The sequence below is a fragment of the Bartonella sp. AA1HLJMS genome, from assembly GCF_042197445.1.
Classification (GTDB): domain Bacteria; phylum Pseudomonadota; class Alphaproteobacteria; order Rhizobiales; family Rhizobiaceae; genus Bartonella.
Genome location: NZ_JBHIRW010000120.1, coordinates 1 through 2,248 on the forward strand (window position 1 = coordinate 1; position 2,248 = coordinate 2,248).

The window sequence follows — 2,248 nt, forward strand, 5'->3', positions numbered from 1 at the left end:
TCAGCAGAAACCCATTACCATGATGAACAGGGTGATGCCACCATGCATCATAAATCAGAAGTCAACTCTGGAGGCTCGACGACACTTGCCTCTGGAAAAGATTTGAATATTTTAGGCTCTGATGTTCAAACAAAGGATAAACTTCTCTTGCAAGCTGAGAGGAATATTTCGATTGATGCCACACGCAACAGTATGGACAATCAGAATGGGAGTGAAACCTCCCATGTTGCCTTGCACAATGGCTCTCATCTAAGTTCTGGAAAGAATATGGATATCATATCGGGGCACGATATCCATGTCTCTGCTTCCGATATAGATGCCAAGGGCAAGGTGGGGCTGAAAGCCAGTAACGATATTTTAATCAACAATGCAGAAGATAGCTTAAATTATGAGATGTCTGATCACAAAGAGGATGGAATATTTAGTGAGAGAGTCCATAATAATGTTGAGGCTACCCAAGTCGTGAGCTCAAGTATAACAGGCGGTGAAGGGATAGCCTTTGAATCTGGCAACGATACAAAAATCATTGGGTCGATGCTTCTTGCTGGAAAAAAAGAGGAAACACCAGATCAAGCAAAAGCGGATATTTCTATTCATTCTGGTGGGAATATTCTTATAAAAGGCGCTCAAGAACACTACGACCAGCAATACCAATCGTCTTCAAGTAGCTTTTTGCATGAGGAATCGTCCGATAGTTCTCAATCGCATACCACAACGGTCTCCTCTATCCTTGGGGCGACGGGCAACATCGTGTTAGACGCACAAGGAGAAGCCAAGATTTCTGCTTCTCATCTGCTTTCCGGTCAAAATATCAATGTGAGTGGAGAAAGTGTGACGATTGATGGTATGACAGATCACCATAGCAGCTACTCAGAAGAACATGCATCTGGTTTGGGCGCGGGTTCAGGCAAGGACTTTTTATCGATATATGGGAGTGAGACAAAGACAGAAAATGAAGAAAGTTTTGAACATCAAGGCTCTTCTCTCAATGCGAATGGCACTATCAACATCACTGCTAAGAAAAAAGATGTGACAATTGTTGGCTCTGATCTTGCAGGTGAGAATATTAACCTTTCGGCAGCTCGTGATGTCAATGTGCTTGTGGGTCATAATAGCCATAAGTCAAATTCTGAAGAAAAGCGTTCAGGTTTTGGTTTTCAGTTTGGAAACAGCAGCAGCAGTGTTTCTGTAGGAGTTGGGGTTGAGAGCACGAAAGACACCAGCGATCAATGGGAAACCACTTCCACACAATCACACATCACGGCACGCCAAGATGTGCGGATCAGTGCGAACAATGATGTGACCTTGCAAGCAGCCGATGTTTCAGCAGGTCGTGATGTGAGTGTTGATGCCGGTAATAATATCACGCTTTCGGAAAGCCAAGATATCTCTAAGACACAAAAAAAACATGAAAATTTCTTTGCTGGTGTTACAGGTTCTGTCAATGTTGGCATTCTTAGTACCATACAAGATATAAAGGATGCAGGAAAACGTTTTGGTCATGGGGATACAAAACACAAAATCGGCAATGGCATCATTCTTGGTCTAAAAGGCAAAGATCTCTATAACAAAGGCAAAGATCTCTATAATGGGATAAAGAGCGGATCAACAAAAGATTCCCTTCTCAAAATGGTGGATATTTCTACCAGTGTTACCGTAGGCTTTAAGACTGAAAAGGAAGAGAAGTCTTCTCAGACATCTACTGCTGTAACCAATAGCATAGAAGCTGGGCGTTCTGTCAATATGAAAGCCCACAAAGGCAGCATCCATGGTGTTGGAGCCGACGTTATTGCCGGTACCAATCCTGTTTATGCGCTGGGCAATGATCCGCAGAGCGGGAATATCAACTTGGATGCAGGACAGCACATTACCTTTGAAAGTGCGCAAAACACGCAAAGCACACAAAACCATAACCAAAGCGCTTCAATGAATATCGGAGCCAGTTATGGTACCGGTGGCGCAGAGGGAACAGGCAATGCCTCCTTTAGTCAAGGAGAAGGCTCCAGTGAGGCGGTTCAACAAAAGAACGCCCATATTATAGGCACGGGCGCGGTTCACACCAACAGTGGGGGAAACACCACATTGGCAGGAGCAGTGGTTTCTGGAGAGCGTGTAAAAATGGAAGTAGGAGGTGATTTTACCGTTGTCAGCCGCAGTGATACGGGACAAAGTTCCAGCAAAAAAAACTCTGTTTCTGTTGGGGTTAAAGGCAATGGAAAGCCTGATGGTGCATCAATAAACGTCTCTT

The 2,248-nt window shown here is 44.1% G+C and carries 1 protein-coding gene; it reads left to right on the forward strand.

The genetic code is table 11. The features are described 5' to 3' along the window. A partial coding sequence (locus ACFIQE_RS09710; protein WP_375707638.1) for a hemagglutinin repeat-containing protein occupies positions 1 to 2,248 on the forward strand: 2,248 nt, incomplete at both ends.